The organism is Lysobacter sp. BMK333-48F3, assembly GCF_019733395.1.
Classification (GTDB): domain Bacteria; phylum Pseudomonadota; class Gammaproteobacteria; order Xanthomonadales; family Xanthomonadaceae; genus Lysobacter.
This window is the reverse complement of record NZ_JAIHOO010000001.1, coordinates 1,707,347-1,726,616: the sequence shown is the minus strand read 5'-3', so window position 1 is coordinate 1,726,616 and position 19,270 is coordinate 1,707,347. Positions and strand designations below refer to the sequence as shown.

Sequence of the window (19,270 nt, the reverse complement as noted above, 5' to 3'; positions counted from 1 at the left end):
CGCTGACGATAGTCATTTCACGATGGTTTCTTACGTTACCAATTGTCCGTGGAATCGGGAATTTTTCCAACATCTTCATAGCCTTACGAATGTGCTTGTCAGCACGCGCGCTCACAAGACGGGGCCTGCCGGCTTACACGCCGCAACCGCGCCCGGAGCGAATTGCCGCATCGCACAAATTGTGGTTTAGTCGAAACACGCTCGGTTCGGACGCCGCGGTGCGGAGGCAACTCCCGCGCCATTGGCCGATGCGCCCTGCGTGACGGCAACACCTACGGCGAAAACAGCGACGACATCGCGCGAGCGCGCTCGCGTTGGGGACAGCACTTAGGGATGCACCACTAAGGGAAACGGCGACACCACAACGCGCAGCGGTAGCGAGCTAGCGATCACGGAGCACCCACGGTCCGGAGATGCGATGCAAGCCAAGCAACAACGTCTGTACGACCCCCGCGACGAGCGGGACAGCTGTGGATTCGGGCTGATCGCGCAACTCGACGATCGTCCCAGCCGCGCTTTGGTCGATCGCGCTCTGGAAGCGCTGTCGCGCATGACCCACCGCGGCGCGGTCGCCGCCGACGGTCTCAGCGGCGACGGCTGCGGCCTGTTGATCCGTCACCCCGACGCTTTCCTGCGCCTGATCGCGCGCGAGGCCAACATCCGCCCGGGCGCGCATTTCGCCGCCGGCCTGGTGTTCCTGCCGCACGACCCGGCGCTGGCCGCGCAGGCCCGCGACACCCTCAACGAGACCGTGCGCGCCGAAGGCATGCGGGTCACCGGCTGGCGCATCGTCCCGGTCGACCTCGGCGCCTGCGGCAGCCTGGCGCGCAGCACCGTGCCGCGGATCGAGCAGATCTTCGTCGACGCCGCCACCCCGTTCGACCCGGCCGCGTTCCAGCGCTCGCTGTTCCTGGCCCGGCGCCGCGCCGAGCAGCGCCTGCGCCGCACCGACGCCGAGGCGTTCCGCGACTTCTATGTGGTCAGCCTGTCGGCGGCCAGCATCGGCTACAAGGGCATGGTCCTGCCGGATCGGCTGATGCAGCTGTACCCCGATCTGCAGCGGCCGGAACTGGCCGCCAGCGCGGTGGTGTTCCACCAGCGCTTCTCCACCAACACCACCCCGCGCTGGCCGCTGGCGCAGCCGTTCCGCCTGCTCGCCCACAACGGCGAGATCAACACCGTCGCCGGCAACCGCGCCTGGGCCCAGGCCCGCGCCCACGCCTGGCGCACCCCGACCCTGGACCTGCGCGAGTTCGACCCGATCGTCAGTCTCGACGGTTCCGACTCGCAGAGCCTGGACAACATGCTCGAGGTGCTGCAGGCCGGCGGCATGGACCTGCTCAAGGCGATGCGGATCCTGATTCCGCCGGCGACCCAGTCGCTGGAGTACAAGGACGCCGACCTGGCCGCGTTCTACGAGTACTACGCGCTCAACTCCGAACCCTGGGACGGCCCGGCCGGCATCGTCACCTGCGACGGCCGCTACGCCGCCTGCACCCTGGACCGCAACGGCCTGCGCCCGGCGCGCTGGCTGCGCTCGCGCGACCGCCATTTCCTGATCGCCTCCGAAGCCGGGGTGTGGGAGCTGCCGGCCGAGGAGATCGAAGCCAAGGGCAAGCTCGGCCCGGGCGAGATGATCGCCGCCGACCTGTACCAGGGCGAGCTGCTCGACTCCGAAGCCATCGACCGGATCAACCGCGCCCGCGCGCCGTACAAGCGCTGGCTCAAGCAGGGCGTGACCTACCTGCACAGCGAGCTGATCGACCCCAACCTGGCCGCCGAGCCCTTCGACCACGAGACCCTGTCGGGCTTCCAGAAGCTGTTCCAGCTGACCCGCGAAGAACGCGAACAGGTGCTGCGCCCGCTGGCCGAGATCGAACAGGAAGCCACCGGCTCGATGGGCGACGACGTGCCGATGGCGGTGCTTTCGCAGCAGGTGCGGCCGCTGTACGACTACTTCCGCCAGGCCTTCGCCCAGGTCACCAACCCGCCGATGGACCCGCTGCGCGAGGACTGCGTGATGTCGCTGGCGACCCAGATCGGGCGCGAGGGCAACATCTTCGTCGACGTGCCGGGCAATGTCGGCCACATCCACCTGAACTCGCCGGTGCTGGCCCAGCGCAAGCTGCGCCAGCTGCTGTCGATGGCGCCGTACGACCAGTCGCACCGCTACATCGACCTCAACTACACCGCCGAGGAAGGCCTCAAGGCGGCGATCGAGCGGATCTGCGCCGAGGCCGAGGAAGCCACCCGCGACGGCAACGTGCTGCTGATCGTCACCGACCGGCGCCCGCGCCGCGACGCGCTGATGATGCACGCCCTGCTCGCCACCGGCGCGATCCACCAGCATCTGGTCCGGGTCGGCCTGCGCTGCGACGCCAATCTGATCATCGAGACCGGCACCGCGCGCGACCCGCACCATTTCGCCTGCCTGATCGGCTTCGGCGCGACCGCGGTGTACCCCTACCTGGCCTACCAGACCCTGCACGACCTGGGCGCGCGCGGCATCCTGCGCACCAAGCACGGCGAGGTCGCCCAGATCGGCCGCAGCTACCGGCGCGCGATCAAGAAGGGCCTGCTCAAGATCATCTCCAAGATGGGCATCGCCACCATCGGCAGCTACCGCGGCGCGCAGCTGTTCGAGATCATCGGCCTGGATCCGGAAGTGGTCGAGCTGTGCTTCGCCGGCACGCCTTCGCGCATCCGCGGCGCCGGCTTCGAACACCTGCAGCAGGACAACGAGCTGCTGGCCCAGATCGCCTGGGACGCCAACCGCCTGCCGGAGATCGGCGGCCTGCTCAAGTACACCCCGGGCGGCGAGTACCACCTGTTCAATCCCGACGTGGTCACCCGCCTGCAACGCGCGGTCGGCAGCGGCGAGTGGAGCGACTGGCAGCGTTACGCCGAAGCGGTCAACGAACGCCCGACCGCGGCGCTGCGCGACCTGCTCGACCTGCAGGCCGATCCGGCCGGCGCCATTCCGCTCGACCAGGTCGAACCGGTCGAGGCCATCGTGCGCCGCTTCGACTCGGCGGCGATGAGCCTGGGCGCGCTGTCGCCGGAAGCGCACGAAGCGCTGGCGATCGCGATGAACCGCCTCGGCGGCCGTTCCAATTCCGGCGAAGGCGGCGAAGACCCGGCCCGCTACGGCACCGACAAGGTGTCGAAGATCAAGCAGATCGCCTCCGGCCGCTTCGGCGTGACCCCGGAGTACCTGGTCAACGCCGAAGTGCTGCAGATCAAGGTCGCGCAGGGCGCCAAGCCCGGCGAAGGCGGCCAGTTGCCCGGGCACAAGGTCAACGAACTGATCGCGCGGCTGCGCTACGCCATGCCCGGGATCGGCTTGATCTCGCCGCCGCCGCACCACGACATCTATTCGATCGAAGACCTGGCCCAGCTGATCCACGACCTGCGCCAGGTCAATCCGCAGGCGCTGATCTCGGTCAAGCTGGTCTCGCACGCCGGCGTCGGCACCATCGCCACCGGCGTGGCCAAGGCCGGCGCCGACCTGATCACCGTGTCCGGCCACGACGGCGGCACCGGCGCCAGCCCGCTGTCGTCGATCCGCTACGCCGGCACGCCGTGGGAGTTGGGCCTGGCCGAGGCGCGCCAGGCGCTGGTCGCCAACGACCTGCGCGAGCGGGTGATCCTGCAGACCGACGGCGGCCTCAAGAGCGGCCTGGACGTGGTCAAGGCGGCCCTGCTCGGCGCCGAGAGCTTCGGCTTCGGCACCGCGCCGATGATCGCGCTGGGCTGCAAGTACCTGCGCATCTGCCACCTCAACAACTGCGCCACCGGCGTGGCGACCCAGGACGCCGGCCTGCGCCGCGACCATTTCACCGGCCTGCCGGAACGGGTCGAGAACTTCTTCCGCCTGCTCGCCGAGGAAGTGCGGCATTGGCTGGCCGCGCTGGGCGTGCGCAGCCTGGGCGAGATCGTCGGCCGCACCGATCTGCTGCGCCAGCGCGACGGCGACAGCCGCCGCCAGCAACGCCTGGACCTGGCCCCGCTGCTGGCCGGCGACGGTCTCGCTCACGGCGGCCATTGCGGCATGCCGGCGCCGCCGGACGCGCCCGACGGGCTGTCGGCGCAGTTGGAAAGCGAGTTGGCCGAAGTCATCGCCGGCAAGGCCGGCGGCGAATACAGCTACAAGATCCGCAATACCGACCGCAGCATCGGCGCGCGCCTGTCCGGCCGCATCGCCCGCCTGCACGGCGACCGCGGCATGAACGACGCGCCGCTGACCCTGCGCTTCCAGGGCACCGCCGGGCAGAGCTTCGGCGCGTTCCAGGCCGGCGGCCTGCAGTTCGAGCTGTCCGGCGAAGCCAACGACTACGTCGGCAAGGGCATGGCCGGCGGCCGCATCGTGCTGCGCCCGCCGCACGGCGCGCGCTATGTCGCGCACGAGACCCCGATCCTCGGCAACACCTGCCTGTACGGCGCCACCGGCGGCGAGCTGTACGCCGCCGGCCGCGCCGGCGAGCGCTTCGCGGTGCGCAACTCCGGCGCCACCGCGGTGGTCGAGGGCGCCGGCGATCACTGCTGCGAATACATGACCGGCGGCGTGGTCGCGGTGCTCGGCCGCACCGGCCTGAACTTCGGCGCCGGCTTCACCGGCGGCATGGCCTACGTACTCGACGTCGACCGCGATTTCGTCGACCGCTACAACCACGAGCTGATCGACATCCTGCGCATCTCCGCCGACGGCTTCGAGCACCACCGCTCGCATCTGCACGATCTGCTCGAGACCCACGCCGCCCTCACCGGCAGCGCGTGGGCGCGCAAGATCCTCGACGAGATGCGCGACTTCCTCGGCAAGTTCTGGCTGGTCAAGCCGAAGGCGGCGAGCCTGGAATCGCTGGCGGAAGCCTTGAAGAGCGCGGCGTGACGGCGATGGAGCGCTCGCAGGCGACGGCAAAAGCAACGGCGGAAGCAAATCCCCCCTGCCCCCCTTTTGCAAAGGGGGGGAACGGCAACGGCAAAGGCCGGATTTCCGGCCCAGGCAAAGACGGAAGCGACGACGATGATTGGAATTTCGCGTTTTCAGCACCCGAGCGCAGACCTTCAGACCCGGCCGGTAAAACCGATCGGATTCTCCCCTTTGAAAAAGGGGGGCCAGGGGGGATTTGCCCTTGCCGTTGCTCCTAACGCGATCTCCAACACCTCCTGTCGACAACGCCAGCCGGTCACGCAAGCATGAGCAAGAAGCCCGTCTTCCAATTCCGCGATGCGCCGCGCGAGATGCCGGCGCGGATTCCGCTGCAACTGCGCCTGGACGGCGACTGGGGCGAGCTGTACGGCCGCTTCGCCGAGGTCGAAGCCAAGAAGCAGGCCGGCCGCTGCCTGGACTGCGGCAACCCCTACTGCAGCTGGGCCTGCCCGCTGCACAACTACATTCCGAACTGGCTGGAGCTGGCGCGCGAAGGCCGCCTGCACGAAGCCGCGTCGCTGTGCCACGAAACCAACCCCCTGCCGGAGATCTGCGGCCGGGTCTGCCCGCAGGACCGCCTTTGCGAAGGCAGCTGCACCCTCAACGACGGCTTCGGCGCGGTCACCATCGGCGCGGTCGAGAAGTACATCGTCGACAACGCCCTGGCCAGCGGCTGGCGCCCGGACCTGTCGACGGTGCAGGCCAGCGGCCACCGCGTCGCGGTGGTCGGCGCCGGACCGGCCGGACTGTCCTGCGCCGATCGCCTGGCCCGCGCCGGCATCCAGGCGGTGGTGTTCGATCGCTACGAAGACGTCGGCGGCCTGCTCCACTTCGGCATCCCCAGCTTCAAGCTGGAGAAATCGGTGATGCGCCAGCGCCGCGAGGTGCTGGAAGGCATGGGCGTGGAGTTCCGCCTCGGCGTCGAGATCGGCCGCGACCTGAGTTTCGACGCGCTGCTGGCCGAGTACGACGCGGTGTTCCTCGGCCTGGGCGCCTATCGCTACACCGACGGCGGCCTGCCCGGGCAGGACCTGCGCCAGGTATTGCCGGCCCTGCCCTTCCTGGTCCAGAACGGGCGCGTGGTGCATTCCGACGGCGACTCGGTGCGCTCGCAGCCGATCGCCGGCTGGGAAGACCAGATCGAACTGCCCGATCTGCGCGGCAAGCGCGTGGTCGTGCTCGGCGGCGGCGACACCGGCATGGACTGCGTGCGCAGCGCGGTGCGGCTGGGCGCGGCGCAGGTGCGCTGCGTCTACCGTCGCGACGAAGCCAACATGCCGGGTTCGGCGCGCGAAGTCGCCAATGCGCGCGAGGAAGGCGTCGAATTCCTGTTCAATCGCCAGCCGCTGGCGCTGCTCGGCGAGGAGACGGTGCGCAGCGTGCGGGTGGCCGAAACCCGGCTCGGCGAACCCGACGCGCGCGGCCGCCGCAACGCCGAGGTCGTCGCCGGCAGCGAATCCGAACTCGAGGCCGACGTGGTCATCATCGCCTTCGGTTTCCAGCCCGATGCGCCGCAATGGCTGGCCGAACAAGGCATCGAACTGGCGCCCAACGGCCGGATCAAGATCCTGGCCAACAGCGAAGGCTGCGCCTCGCGGCGCAGCGCCGCCGGTGCCGGCCTGCCCTACCAGACCACCCATCCGCGCGTGTTCGCCGGCGGCGACGCGGTGCGCGGCGCCGACCTGGTGGTGACCGCGGCGTTCGAAGGCCGCGAGGCGGCGGCGGGGATCGTGCGCCTGCTCAGCGAGCGGGCGCCGCTGGCGGCGGCGGGCGATACGCCGCTGGCGCGGGCGGGCTGAGGGCGGCCCTCACCCCAACCCCTCTCCCGCACGCGGGAGAGGGGCTTGGAAGCAGAGCATGCGTTTTGTCGGCCTCTGCAGCGCCGGCAAAAGACGTAACCGCAGGTCAATCGGCGCCAGGCGCAGCGCCGTCCCTTCTCCCGCTGGCGGGAGAAGGTGCCCCGCAGGGGCGGATGAGGGCCGCGCGGTAGCGGGCGCTCAGCGCCCCGGGCCGACGTCGATGAAGCGCAGGAATTCGGCGCGGGTGCGCGCGTCGTCGCGGAACATGCCGAGCATCTTCGAGGTGATCATGCTGACCCCGCGCTTGTGCACGCCGCGGGTGGTCATGCACTCGTGCGCGGCTTCGACCACCACGCCGACGCCGAGCGGCTGCAGCACGTCCTGGATCGACTGGGCGATCTGCGCGGTCATCTTCTCCTGCACCTGGAAGCGGCGCGCATAGGTCTCGACCACGCGCGCGAGCTTGCTGATGCCGACGACCTTGCCGTTGGGCAGATAGCCGACGTGCGCCTTGCCGATGATCGGCGCCATGTGGTGCTCGCAATGGCTTTCGAACTCGATGTCGCGCAGAACGATCATCTCGTCGTAGCCGGCGACTTCCTCGAAGGTGCGCGCCAGGTACTCGCGCGGATCGTCGGTGTAGCCGCTGAACCAGTCGCCATAGGCCTCGACCACGCGCTTGGGCGTGTCCAGCAGGCCCTCGCGGCGGGGGTCTTCGCCGGCCCAGGCGAGCAGGGTGCGGACCGCAGCCTCGGCCTGTTCGCGGGACGGCTTGTCGGGGGTATCGGCCATGAGGCGGCCTCTAGCAAGGGGGACCGAAATGCTACCGCAGGCGGGGCCGGCCCGGCGTGCCGGTTCGGCTGGGAATGGGGAATCGGGAATCGGGAATCGGTAAAGCACAGTCGCGCGAGCGTGGAGGGCGCCGAGTCTCGTACCCAGCCAATCGAGGCCACTGGAGCCTATCCGCTGCCTTTCAGCCGCGTCACCCCGCCGCTTTTCCGATTCCCCATTCCCCATTCCCGATTCCCGCCCAAAAACAAAAGAGGCCGCCCGAAAGCGACCTCAAGACTCCCCGGGGGAGAGAGACCTAGGGAGCTGACCGCGGCGCACGGCGCGGCGGTCGGTCGAGCGCATGCGGAAGGCTGCGCTCGATGTGGTGCCAGCCGTCGCGCACCGCTTCGCGCGCTTCGGACCAGTGCAGGCGCGAGCTGGCGCGGTGGCCGCTCCAGTCGCGGGCCAGGTCGGCTTCGACTTCTTCGAAGCGGCGGCCGCAGCAATTCAGGAAACGCTCGTAGCCGTAACGGTACGCCGGCTCGTAATCGAGCCATTCGCGGCCGGCGCTGTAATACGGGGCGAACCGGTACTCGCGATGGAAATGCTCGCGGTACTCGCCCGGGGCGATGACCTCGGCCATTGCGTCGCCGACTTCCTTTTTGTCGTACTGTCTCATGGCCCCTGAACCGAGCGCGGGCGGTCCGCGCTTGCCTGGGTCCTAAGCTAGGACGGGGCCGATGCAATGCAGGTGAAGACCGGCGCGGTCTCGTTCAGCGCGCTCAGCCTCGTTAGCGCTGCGTGACGACGCTTAGTCCGGCAGCAGCGCGGTGGCCACGTCGCGGCCGCTGTTCTGGGCCACGCTGACCGCGTTGCGGCCGGCCGAGATGGCGTTGCGCAGGGCCTGGCCGACCCGGTCGAACAGCTGCGGCACCGACTCGCCGCGCTGCGACATGGCCAGGCCGATGCTGACGCTCATCGGGATCTCGTGGCTGTCGATGCGGAACGGGCGGCGGGCGAAGGTGTCGGCGATGCGCCGCGCCAGCAGCTCGCATTCGACCCGCTCGCATTCGCTGACGATGCCGAAGCAGTCGCCTTCCATGCGCGCGATGGTGTCGTCCGGACGCAGCACGCCGCGCATGCGCGACAGCGCCTGCTGCAGCAGGGCGTCGCCGACCGCGCGGCCGTAGCGGGCGTTGATCTCGCCGAACCCGTCCAGGTCGACCAGCAACAGGCCGTAGGTGTTGACGTTGAGGCTGCCCGGCGAGGACCAGGCCTCGAGCATCTGTTCCAGCACCTGGGCGTTGAGCGCGCCGGTCAAGGGATCGCGTTCGACCGACTGCCGCGCCAGCAACAGGATGCGGTGACGGTTGGCGGCGTGCTGGCTCAATGCCAGCGCCAGCACCGCCGATTCCAGCACCGCGGTCAGGGCCAGGCCGCGCTCGGCCCATTCGGCGTCCTGCAGGCCCAGGGTGTTGGCGGCCAGGGCGGCGGCGAACACCAGCATCGGCGTCCAGCCCAGCAGGTAATAGCCGGCGTAGGGCGCGCCACGGCGCCAGGCGATCACCGCGATCACCAGCATCAGCGGCACGCCGAGCAGCAGCAGGGCGTTGCCGCCGATGTACCACCAGCCGTAGGACTGCTCGCGCAGCACCACCAGCACCAGCAGCCAGAACATGTTGGCCCACTGGATCAGACGCAGTACCCAGGTCACTCGCGGCATCAGCCGCGGCAGGTCGAGGAAGCGCAGGCTGAAGCCGAGCTGGAAGATCGTCGCCAGGGTCGCCAGGGCCCAGCCGATCGCCGGCTCGCTGGCCAGCCCGGCCAGACCCCACATTTCCGAGGCGTCGCCGGACAGGAACAGCAGATAGGTGGCGATGCAGGCCAGGTAGGCGCCGTAGCCGAGGTAGACGAAGTCGCGGAACGCGACCCAGACGCCGACCATCGCCACCGCCATCAGCATCATCGCGGTGAACGCGGCGGCCATGAAGCGGGCGTCGCCGCGCTCCTGCCGGGCCAGTTCGGGAATGCTGGCGAAGGACAGGCGGATCTCGCTCATCGCCGCGCGGCCCTTGATCCGCAGGTAGGCCACCGACGAGGGCGGCCAGCCGTTGGGCAGGGCCAGCACCCAGCCGCGCCGCATCAGCGGCACGCCGCCGTGCTCGGCGTCCTCGACCTCGCGCGCGCCGGCGCCGGGCGGGTAGTACAGCAACGGCCCCATCGCCCGCGGACCGCGCAGCACCAGCAACTGGCCCTCGTGCGCGGCGACCGCGCGCTGGCTGGTCAGCCGCAGCCAATAGCCGGCGTCGCGGCGCGGCAGGCTGAAACGGATCACCTCGTCGGGACGTTCGGCGACCAAGCGCATGATCACCGGCGCGCCGGCCGGCGGCGCCTGCAGGTCGGTATCGGTCAGCAAGACCTCGACCTTCAGCGATTGCGCGGCGGCCGGCAGGCAGGCGCAGGCCAACGCGATCAACAGCGCCCACAGGCCGATGCGCATACCGTCAGTCCGCTCCCACGTCCGAAGCACCGCAGTCTAGCCGAGACGGTGCGGGGCCGTGCGGGGGCGGGGCGGGCGCCGCCTGGCGCGAACAAAAAACCGACGATCCGGCCGCTGCGCCGTAGCACGGCGGACGCGCTACCAGGTCGCGTCCGCCGTTCCGGCGGCGGGCGGGCCGCGCCGCGGGACGTCGCGGCCGGACCGTCGGGTCGAGGAAACCGGTCGAGGAAAGCGGCCGCCCGGAAGGCGGCTGGGCCTCGCACGGCGGACCGGCCAGGCCGGTCCGCCGCGGGACGACAAAAAGACCGGCGCCGGTGCGCGGCGATCGAGAGGGGAAGGGCCGCGCCGCGCCCCGGGAATCGCGCCGGTCAAGAAACCTATGCAGCACTCGCCGCGGCCTGGCCATCGGCCCGGGACGCTCGTCGGCCGCGGCCGACGGGCGTCCCTGCGGCCAGGCTCAGCGCCCGGCCACGCTCTCGCGCACCGGTTCGCGGCCCGGCCAGCCGCCGGCCATCGCCTTGTACAGGGCGATCGCGCCGGTGACGCTGCGGGTGCGGCCATCGGCGAACGCGTCCTGGGCCTGCAACTGGGTGCGTTCGGCGTCGAGCACCTCGAACAGGTCGGCGGCGCCGGCCTCGTAACGCACCCGCGCCAGTTGCGCCGCCTTGGCGCTGTCCTGCGCGGCGCGCTCCAGGTGCTGGTCCTCGACCCGCGCCCGGGCATAACGCACCAGCGCGTTCTCGGTGTCCTCCAGCGCCAGCAGCACGCTCTGTTGGTAACGCGCCAGCTCGCCTTCGGCCTGGGCGTCGGCGGCCTTGATCCGGGCGCGGACCCGGCCGATGTCGAGGAACGACCAGTCGATGCCGAGCGCGACCAGGCGGGTCTCGCTGGCGCGTTCGAACAGCGCGCTGGTGTCGATCGCCTGCGAGCCGATCAGGCCGCTGAGGGTGAAGCGCGGGAACAGGTCGGCGGTGGCCACGCCGATGCGCGCGGTGGCGGCGTGCAGGCGGTGCTCGGCCGCGGCCACGTCGGGCCGACGGCGCAACAGCTCGCCCGGGGTGCCGGCATCGAGCCGGGCCGGCAACGCCGGCAGTTGCGCCTCGGCGTCGAGCGTGGCGATCAGCGCGTCGGGGGTCTGCCCGCTCAGCACCGCCAGGCGATGCTGGGTGACCGCGACCTGGGCTTCCAGGTTCGGCACCCGGGCCAGGGTGGCTTCGAGCTGAGCGCGGGCGCGCGAGGTGTCGAACTCGGTGCCGCGGCCGGCGTCGAAGCGGGCCTGCACCAGGCGCAGGGTTTCCTTCTGATTGTCGGCGTTGACCCGGGCGACCCGCAGGCGTTCCTGCAGGCCGCGCAGTTCGACGTAGCTGCGCGCCACTTCGCCGACGATCGACACCTGCATCGCCTGCAGATCGGCCGCGCTGGCCCAGGTCTCGGCGCGCGAGGACTCGATCCCGCGCCGGACCCGGCCGAACAGATCGAGCTCCCAGCTGGCGTTGGCCTGGACGGCGTAGCTCTCGTTGTCGCGGCCGTCGTTGGACACGTTCGGCATCTGGTCCGAGCTGGAGCGCGACTCGCTGCCGCTGGCGCTGCCGGTGATGGTCGGGAAGCGGTCGAACTTGGCCCCGCGCAGCAAGGCGTTGGCGCGGTCGTAATTGGCCAGGGCGATGCGCAGGTCGTGGTTGGCCGACAGCGACTCCTCGATCAGCCGGGTCAGCAGCGGATCGTTGAAGTTCTGCCAGAACTCGTTGTCCGGTTCCGGCGCGACGCTGCCGTCGGTGGCCGCGGCGGCGTCGCCGCGGGCGAACGAATCCGGCGTGGCCAGGGTCGGCCGGACATAGTCCGGACCGACCGCGCAGGCCGCCAGGGCCAGGCTCAACGCCGCGACGGCGGGGAGTTTCAGATTACGCATGAACCTTCTCCAGAGCGCTGTGGTGGTCGCCGTGCGAGACCAGCTTGGTCCCGACCAGCTTGCGCAGCGCGACATAGAACACCGGGGTCAGGAACAGACCGAACAGGGTCACGCCCAACATGCCGGCGAACACGGTGATGCCGGTGACCGAGCGGACTTCCGCGCCGGCGCCGTGCGAGAGCACCAGCGGCACGGTGCCGGCGATGAACGCGATCGAGGTCATCACGATCGGGCGCAGGCGCAGGCGGCAGGATTCCAGCGCCGCTTCGACGATGCCCTTGCCCTGCAGTTCCAGCTCGCGGGCGAACTCGACGATCAGGATCGCGTTCTTGCACGCCAGGCCCATCAGCACCACCAGGCCGACCTGCACGAACACGTTGTTGTCGCCGCCGGTCAGCCACACGCCTAGCAAGGCCGAGAGCATGCACATCGGCACGATCAGGATCACCGCCAGCGGCAGGGTCCAGCTTTCGTACAGCGCCGCCAGCACCAGGAAGGCGAGCAGGATGGCGAGCGGGAACACGATCAGCGCGGCATTGCCCTGGCTGGCCTGCTGGTAGCTCAGGTCGGTCCACTCGATTTCCATGCCCTTGGGCAGGACCTTATCGGCCAGGTCCTTGATCACCGACATCGACTGCGCCGAGGACATCATGCTCGGATCGACGTCGCCGGCGATGTCGGCGGCCGGATAGCCGTTGTAGCGCAGCACCGGGTCGGGGCCGAAGGTCTGCTTGACCGTGACCATCGAACCGATCGGCACCATCTCGCCGCGGTCGTTGCGGGTACGCAGGTTGGCGATGTCTTCGACGCTGTCGCGGTAGGAGCTGTCGGCCTGGGCGATGACCTGCCAGGTGCGGCCGAACTGGTTGAAGTCGTTGACGTAGGCCGAACCCAGGTAGGTCTGCAGGGTGTCGAACAACTCGGTCAACGGCACGCCCTGGGCCTTGGCCTTGACCCGATCGACTTCGGCGTCGAGCTGCGGCACGTTGGCCTGGTAGGTGCTGTTGGGATAGCCCATGCCCGGGGTCTGCATGATCGCGCCCTGGAACGAGCTGAGCGCGTTCTGCAGCGCGCCGTAGCCGAGGTTGTTGCGGTCCTCGACGAACAGCTGATAGCCCGCGCCGTTGCCCAGGCCGAGGATCGGCGGCGGCATTAGGGCGAAGGTGAAGCCCTCCTGGAAGCCGGCGATCTTCTGGTTGAGTTCGGCGTTGATCTCCTCGGCGGTGCGGCTGCGTTCGCTGAACGGCTTGAGCGGCAGGAACGCCACGCCGGTGTTGGGCGTGTTGGTGAACTGCACCGCGTTCAGGCCGGGGAAGGCCATCGTGTTCTGCACGCCGTCGATCTTGCCGGCGATGTCGGTGACCTTCTTCAGCAAGGCGTCGGTGCGCGCGATCGAGGCGCCTTCCGGCAGCTTCACGCCGGCGATCAGGTACAGCTTGTCCTGCAGCGGGATGAAGCCGGCCGGCACCACCTTGAACATGAAGCCGGTGGCGACCAGCAGCACCGCATACACCACGAACACCGCGCCGCGCTTGCCCAGGGTGCGCGAGACCGCGCCCTGGTACTTCTCCGAACTGCTGTTGAAGAAGCGGTTGAACGGACGGAACAGCCAGCCGAACAGACGGTCGATCAGGCGGGTCGGCGCGTCCTTGGCCGCGCCGTGCGGCTTGAGCAGGCGCGCGGCCAGGGCCGGCGACAGGGTCAGCGAGTTGATCGCCGAGATCACCGTGGAGATGGCGATGGTGACCGCGAACTGCTTGTAGAACTGGCCGGTGACGCCGGACAGGAAGGCCATCGGCACGAACACCGCGCACAGCACCAGGGCGATGGCGACAATCGGTCCGGACACTTCCTTCATCGCCTGGTGCGCCGCTTCCAGCGGGCTCAGGCCTTCTTCGATGTTGCGTTCGACGTTCTCCACCACCACGATCGCGTCGTCGACCACGATGCCGATCGCCAGCACCAGGCCGAACAGGCTCAGGGTGTTGATCGAGAAGCCGAGCAGGTACAGCGCGGCGAAGGTGCCGACCACCGACACCGGCACGGCCAGCAGCGGAATGATCGAGGCGCGCCAGGTCTGCAGGAACAGGATCACCACCAGCACCACCAGCAGGATCGCTTCGAGCAGGGTGGTGACCACCGCCTTGATCGAGTCGCGCACGAAGATCGTGGTGTCGTACACCGCTTCGTACTTGATGCCCTCGGGGAAGCTCTTGGCCAGGCGATCCATGTTGGCGATCACCTGCTCCTGGATCTCCAGCGCGTTCGCGCCCGGCGACTGGAAGATGCCGATGCCGACCGCGTTCTTGCCGTCGAGCTGCGAGCGCAGGCTGTAGTCGCCGGCGCCCAGTTCCAGGCGGGCGACGTCGGCCAGGCGGACGATTTCGCCGTCCGCGCCGCTCTTGACCACGATGTCGCCGAACTCTTCCTCGCTCTGCAGGCGGCCCTTGGCGTTGATCAGGGTCAGGAAGTCGCTGTTGGGCATCGGCTCGGCGCCGAGCTGGCCGGCCGAGACCTGCACGTTCTGCTCGCGCATGGCGCGCAGCACGTCGCTGGCGGTCAGGCCGCGCGAGGCGACCTTGTCCGGGTCCAGCCACACGCGCATGGCGTAGTCGCCGCCGCCGAAGATCTGCGCGTCGCCCACGCCCTGCAGCCGGGCCAACTGGTCCTTGACGTGCAGGCGGGCGTAGTTGCGCAGGTACAGGGTGTCGTACTTGCCGTTGGGCGAGGTCAGGTGCACCACCATCAGGAACACCGGCGCCTGCTTCTGGGTCGTCACGCCTTGCCGGCGCACGTCCTCGGGCAATCGCGCCAGCGCCTGGCTGACCCGGTTCTGCACGCGCACGGCGGCGTCGTCGGGATCGGTGCCGGGGCGGAAGGTGACGGTGATCGCCAGCACGCCGTCGGAGCCGGCGACCGACTTGATGTACATCATGTCCTCGACGCCGTTGATCGCCTCTTCCAACGGCGCGGCGACGGTTTCGGCGATGACCTTGGGATTGGCGCCCGGATACACCGTGCGCACCATCACCGAGGGCGGCACCACTTCGGGATATTCGCTGATCGGCAGGATCGGTATCGCGATCAGGCCGGCGGCGAAGATCACGATCGACAACACCGCGGCGAAGATCGGCCGGTCGATGAAGAATTTGGAAAAGTCCATGAAGGATTCCTTGGTGCGGTTTGCGGCCGCATGAGTCCCCGGCCGCGCCCGTCGCGGGCGCGGCCTTCGATTGCTTTTGAACCGGGCTCGGGCGCCAGGCCCGGGCGGAAACGCTGTCCGGTTCGGAAGGTCGGCTAGCCGCGGATCACTTCGACCCGGCCGCCTGCGCCAGCTGCGGACCCGGTGCCGGCGCGCCCATCGCGATGCTCTTGGGCGACACCGGCATGCCCGGCATGAACACCTTCTGCACGCCGTGGACGATGACCTTGTCCTGCGGCGACAGGCCGGAGCTGACCACGCGCAGGCCGTCGATCATCCGGCCCGGCACGATGTCCTTGCGCAGCGCCTCGTTCTTCGGCCCGAGTACGTAGACGTACTTGCGGTCCTGGTCGGTGAGCACGGCCTTGTCGTCGACCAGCAGGGCCTTGAAGTCGCCGCTGCCTTCGAGCTGGACGCGGGCGAACAGGCCCGGAGTCAGCAGACGGTCCGGGTTCGGCAACACCGCGCGGGCGCGGATGGTGCCGGTGCTGGGATCGACCTGGTTGTCGGTGAAGTCGACCGTGCCCGCGTGCGGGTAGCCGGTTTCGCTGGCCAGGCCGACGCGGACCGGGTTCTTGCTGTCGGCGCGCTCGCCCTTGCGGGCCAGTTCCTGGTAGCGCAGGTAGGTCTGCTCGTCGCTTTCGAAGTAGACGTACATCGGATCCTGCGAGACCAGGGTGGTCAGCAGGGTCTGGTCGGCCGAGGCCAGGTTGCCGACGGTGACCAGGGCGCGGCCGGCGCGGCCGCTGATCGGCGAGCGCACTTCGGTGAAGGTCAGGTCGAGCTGGGCCGAGGCGACCGCGGCTTCGGCCGCGCGCACCGCGGCGTCGCCCTGGGTGCTGGCGGCGCGGCGGGTCTCGAACTCTTCGCGCGAGATCGCCTTGGCCTCGACCAGGGTTTGGGCGCGCTTGTCCTGGGTCTGGGCCAGGCGCGCCTCGGCGCGCGCGCGCTCGAGCTCGGCCTGGGCGCGGGCGAGTTCGGCGCGGTAGCGGCGCTGGTCGATCACGAACAGCAGGTCGCCCTTCTTGACCTCCTGGCCTTCCTTGTAGGCGACGCGCTCGACATAGCCGCTCACCCGCGGACGCAGCTCGACCGTTTCGATCGCGCTGACCCGGCCGGTGAATTCGTCCCACTGCCGGACCTGCTTGTTCAGCACCTGGGCGACGCTGACTTCCGGCGGCGGCGGCATGCCTTCCGGCGTGGCGGCCTGGCTGCCGCAACCCACGCCGACCAGGGCGATGACGATGCTCGCGGCCAGCGCGAGCACGGAGGGTCCGACGCCGGTGCGGGCGGAGCGGACGAGAGATTTGCGAGTGCTCATCGGGGGGTGGGTTCCTGTTTGGGATTCTTGGTGGTCAACGACTTCAACAGCGCACGCGCGTCCTGCAGACAGCGTTGCGCCTTTTCGTCCGATGCGCAGTCCGGATCTTGCGCATCCGTCGAAGGCGTCGACTTGGGGAGGATGGAGCGGGCGGTGGGATCGGAATCGCTGGCGGGCTGCGAGCGCGCGGGCTCGTCGCGGGCGGGCGGAAGCGGAACGCGCGCGCCGCCGCGCGGCGGCAGTTCCGGCGGCGACAGGCGCAGCGCGTAGGGCACGATCGGGCGCGGCAGTTCGCCGCTGACGTCGTGCTCGACCAGGGCCAGGGCGCGCTGACCGACCGACAGCGCGCTCGGCCATTCGGGGCAGGAATGGCGTTGGTTGAACTCGGTGCACACCGGCGTGTCGACGGCGAGCAACTGCACCCGCACCGACAGCTGGCGCGCTTCGTCGTGCAGCACGCGCGCGAGCATGCGCAACGCGGCGGCGCCGATCGAACGGTGCCCGTAGCCGGCCCAGGGATGCTCGCTGCCGGGACCGCCGATCAGCACGTAGGTGCCGCCGCGATCGTATTCGGCCAGCAGAGGCAGCAAGTGACGCGCCGCGGCGAGGTGGGGGAGGAGGTCCTCGTCGAGCTTGCGGCGCAGAAACTCGGCCGGGTTGTCGAGCAGGCGGCCGCGTTCGGCGTTGCCGCAGACCGCGGCGACCACGCCGGCGAGCGGGCGGCCGAGCTTGCGCAGCGCGCGCGCGAGCTTGGCGCCGGCGGCGTCGTTGGCGACCGAACCGGCGATCGTGGTCAGGTCGGCGTGGGGGTAGCCGGCCTTGAGCGCCTTCAGTTCGGAGGCCTGGCGCGCGACCGCGACGACCGGCCGGCCGCTGTCGATCGCGGCCTGGACGACCCCGCGGCCGACGCCGCCGGTGGCACCGAGTACAACCAGTGGAGCTTTCATTGTCCCGCTCCCGGGACTTTTGATCCCACAACCGGGATGATCCCATGACGCGTGTCACCCTCGGAATGACCTCGGGTGTAATGCGCCAGCAGGGCGCCGACGGCCGGCATCAGCAGCATCGCCGCGGGCAGAGCGATGGTGAACGCGAGCACCCAGGCCAGCATCCAGGCCTCTTCCGGGCCTTGGGCCAGGCCCTGGCGGAACACGACCACGGCCAGCCCGATCAGGGCGGACATGGCCACCAGCATCAAAGGTAGAAAAGCGAATCGGGCTTGACGGGGGGTCAACATGGCGGGGGCCTCGTGTCGATCTGCGGCACAGAGTAGAGAGGCCAATGGCACTTGATTAGCCACTGATTCAGGGAATAATTGTCCCGACATCGGGCCAATACCCCGGGTACCCTCTTGATCGCACCGCGTCCGGCCCCCAAGCCTGGAGCGCAGGCAAGGGGAAGCAGTCGCCGGCGCAGGAGGCGCCGCACGGCCGGGACGACGACATCCGCCACTGTCGCCGCCGCGCGCCATCCACGGCAGTGGACGGGATCAGTCGGCCGCGGTGACAGACGTCATCGCCGCCGGCCCGTTCATGCACAGACGCTGTCGCGTGGTTACTCGATCATCCGCTTCGCGCTTTCGTTCCAGCACCGGCGGCCACGGCCAGGCCGCATCGCACGACACCGCAAGTGCGGCATCGCCAACATTCGCAAAGGAGGCCATCCCCCATGGCTCACGATCTCAACGACACCCTGATCTTCGTCAAAGTGGTCGAAAGCGGCAGCTTCATCGCCGCCGCGCGCGCGCTGCGCCTGCCCAAGACCACGGTCAGCCGCAAGGTGCAGGAACTGGAAACCCGGCTCGGCGCGCAGTTGCTGCATCGCACGACCCGCAAGCTCGGCCTGACCGAGGCCGGCAACCTGTACTTCGAACACTGCCAGCGCATCGCCCGCGAACTGGCCGAAGCCGAGAGCGCGGTCGGCCAGTTGCAGGGCGGCCCGCGCGGCTGGCTGCGGATCACCGCGCCGTATTCGGTCGGCATCACCTGGATCGCGCCGCTGCTGGGCGAGTTCCATGCGCGCCATCCGGAGGTGCGGGTGGAGATGAACCTCAGCAACGACACCGTCGACCTGATCGACAAGGGCATCGACGTCGCGCTGCGGGTCGGCGACCTGCCCGATTCCAACCTGATCAAGCGCCGGCTGGCGATCTTCCGCACCCAGATCTACGCCAGCCCGAACTACCTGGCGCGCCACGGCGAGCCGCTGCATCCGGACGATTTGCGCCATCACCGCACCCTGGCGATGCCCAAGTCTCGCCGCAACAACGAGTACGTGTGGACGCTCAGCGACGGCGAACGCAGCGTCGACTACGTGATCGACCCGGTGATGGTCGCCAACGATCCGGGCCCGCTGCGCGGCGCGCTGCTGTGCGGCGAGGCGCTGATGCTGGCCGCCGACGTTACGGTCAAGGCCTTCGCCGAGCAGGGCTACGTGCAGCGCGTGCTGGCCGGCTGGACCGGGCCGGAATACGAGTTCAACGCGGTGTTCCCGCGCGGCCAGGTGCAGTCGCCCAAGGTCCGCGCCTTCATCGACTTCCTGGTCGAGCGGCTCAACTTCGACGCCGACTACATGCAGGTGCTGTGCCCGGACGCCAAGCGCTTCCGCAAGGCCTCCGAGGAAGCCGAAGCGGCGCTGGCGCATGGGCTGGCCAAGGAAGCCGGCGAATCGCGCACGATCGCGGTGCCGGTGGTGGAGGCGATCGAAGCCATCGCCGAAGCGGTGGACGCGCGCGGCGGCAAGACCCCGGCGCGCGCGGCCAAGGCGACGCCGGCCGATGCGCGCCGCGACGATACGCCCAGCGACGAGGATGCGGCGCTGGTTTGAGGCGCGATGGGG

Annotated in this window: 11 protein-coding genes; 3 read left to right on the top strand and 8 right to left on the bottom strand. The window is 69.6% G+C overall.

Annotated elements, in window-relative coordinates; genetic code table 11:
• Positions 1-418: 418 nt before the first annotated feature.
• Together gltB and K4L06_RS07240 are read left to right on the top strand one after the other, a co-directional pair.
• Positions 419-4,888: a glutamate synthase large subunit gene (gene gltB, locus K4L06_RS07245; RefSeq protein WP_221670761.1), complete on the top strand. Its 4,470-nt coding sequence runs from the start codon at positions 419-421 to the stop codon at positions 4,886-4,888.
• A 308-nt stretch (positions 4,889-5,196) separates the two neighbouring features.
• Positions 5,197-6,729: an FAD-dependent oxidoreductase gene (locus K4L06_RS07240; protein ID WP_221670760.1), complete on the top strand. Its 1,533-nt coding sequence runs from the start codon at positions 5,197-5,199 to the stop codon at positions 6,727-6,729.
• A gap of 198 nt (positions 6,730-6,927) precedes the next feature.
• Here the strand turns inward: K4L06_RS07240 and folE are convergent, their stop codons facing one another.
• The 8 genes from folE to K4L06_RS07200 all read right to left on the bottom strand — a co-directional run bounded on the left by folE (position 6,928) and on the right by K4L06_RS07200 (position 17,627).
• The gene (gene folE, locus K4L06_RS07235) at positions 6,928-7,521 is read right to left on the bottom strand and encodes a GTP cyclohydrolase I FolE (RefSeq protein ID WP_221670759.1); all 594 of its coding nucleotides are present in this window, start codon (positions 7,519-7,521) and stop codon (positions 6,928-6,930) included.
• Positions 7,522-7,816: 295 nt separating this feature from the next.
• Positions 7,817-8,179: a hypothetical protein gene (locus K4L06_RS07230; protein WP_221670758.1), complete on the bottom strand. Its 363-nt coding sequence runs from the start codon at positions 8,177-8,179 to the stop codon at positions 7,817-7,819.
• A gap of 132 nt (positions 8,180-8,311) precedes the next feature.
• Entirely contained in the window at positions 8,312-10,000 is a 1,689-nt protein-coding gene (locus tag K4L06_RS07225; RefSeq protein ID WP_221670757.1) for a diguanylate cyclase, read from the bottom strand.
• A 457-nt stretch (positions 10,001-10,457) separates the two neighbouring features.
• A complete protein-coding gene (locus K4L06_RS07220) occupies positions 10,458-11,909 on the bottom strand; it encodes an efflux transporter outer membrane subunit (protein WP_221670756.1) in 1,452 nt (483 codons plus the stop codon).
• Positions 11,902-15,072: a multidrug efflux RND transporter permease subunit gene (locus K4L06_RS07215; RefSeq protein WP_221670755.1), complete on the bottom strand. Its 3,171-nt coding sequence runs from the start codon at positions 15,070-15,072 to the stop codon at positions 11,902-11,904. Before K4L06_RS07215 ends, K4L06_RS07220 begins: the two co-directional genes overlap by 8 nt.
• 145 nt (positions 15,073-15,217) lie before the next feature.
• Positions 15,218-16,357 (bottom strand): efflux RND transporter periplasmic adaptor subunit, encoded by a 1,140-nt coding sequence (locus K4L06_RS07210; RefSeq protein ID WP_343225813.1) that lies wholly within the window; start codon positions 16,355-16,357, stop codon positions 15,218-15,220.
• Positions 16,358-16,428: 71 nt separating this feature from the next.
• Positions 16,429-17,379: an SDR family oxidoreductase gene (locus K4L06_RS07205; RefSeq protein WP_221670753.1), complete on the bottom strand. Its 951-nt coding sequence runs from the start codon at positions 17,377-17,379 to the stop codon at positions 16,429-16,431.
• Positions 17,376-17,627 (bottom strand): DUF2798 domain-containing protein, encoded by a 252-nt coding sequence (locus tag K4L06_RS07200; RefSeq protein ID WP_343225812.1) that lies wholly within the window; start codon positions 17,625-17,627, stop codon positions 17,376-17,378. The genes K4L06_RS07205 and K4L06_RS07200 overlap by 4 nt, the downstream gene beginning before the upstream one ends.
• Before the next feature lie 473 nt (positions 17,628-18,100).
• On the opposite strand from K4L06_RS07200, the gene K4L06_RS07195 reads away from it, so the two are divergent.
• Positions 18,101-19,258 carry a LysR family transcriptional regulator gene (locus K4L06_RS07195; RefSeq protein ID WP_221670751.1) on the top strand — a complete coding sequence of 386 codons (1,158 nt, stop codon included), beginning with the start codon at positions 18,101-18,103 and terminating at the stop codon, positions 19,256-19,258.
• The last annotated feature ends 12 nt before the right edge of the window (positions 19,259-19,270 follow it).